The 581-nt window shown below is 49.1% G+C and carries 1 protein-coding gene; it reads right to left on the bottom strand.

The window, feature by feature from the left end:
- The coding region (locus AKG98_RS18525) for an Ig-like domain-containing protein (RefSeq protein ID WP_157534169.1) at positions 1-581 on the bottom strand (581 nt) is incomplete at both ends.

The following is a 581-nucleotide window of genomic DNA, read 5'->3' as shown; positions in this document are numbered from 1 at the left end:
CTAACAACAGTATTACCCGCCGTATCTGATGAAGCCACGCTTGCATCAATAGTATTGTCCGCTTGTAAATCTGTGGTATTTACATCAACTGTGTAGTTACCTGAACCATCCACTGTTGTTGTGTAATCTTGACCGTTAACCGTTACGGTCACTGTATCGCCAGCGCTAATATCGCCGCCAGTCGCTGTACCGCTCACCGCGATCGTTGTCGCGCCAGCTTCTACTGCGTTGATAACATCATCGCCTGCAACCGTTGATATGGTTACCGTACCCGCATCAGCTGCGGCATCAAACGTAACAGCATGTTCAACAGCGTTACTGACAATGGTATTACCCGCCGTATCTGCTGATGCAACGCTGGCATCAATGGTATTGTCTGCTTGTAAATCTGTGGTGTTCACATCGACCGTGTAGTTGCCTGAACCGTCCACTGTTGTTGTGTAATCTTGACCGTTAACCGTTACCGTTACGGTATCGCCAGGAGTGATATCACCACCCGTCGCTGTACCATTAACCGCTATCGTTGTCGCGCCAGCTTCAACTGCGTTGATCACATCATCACCAGCAACCGTTGCTATTGT

The organism is Moritella sp. JT01 (assembly GCF_001574435.1).
Taxonomy (GTDB): domain Bacteria; phylum Pseudomonadota; class Gammaproteobacteria; order Enterobacterales; family Moritellaceae; genus Moritella.
This window is presented reverse-complemented; position numbering and strand designations above follow the sequence as displayed.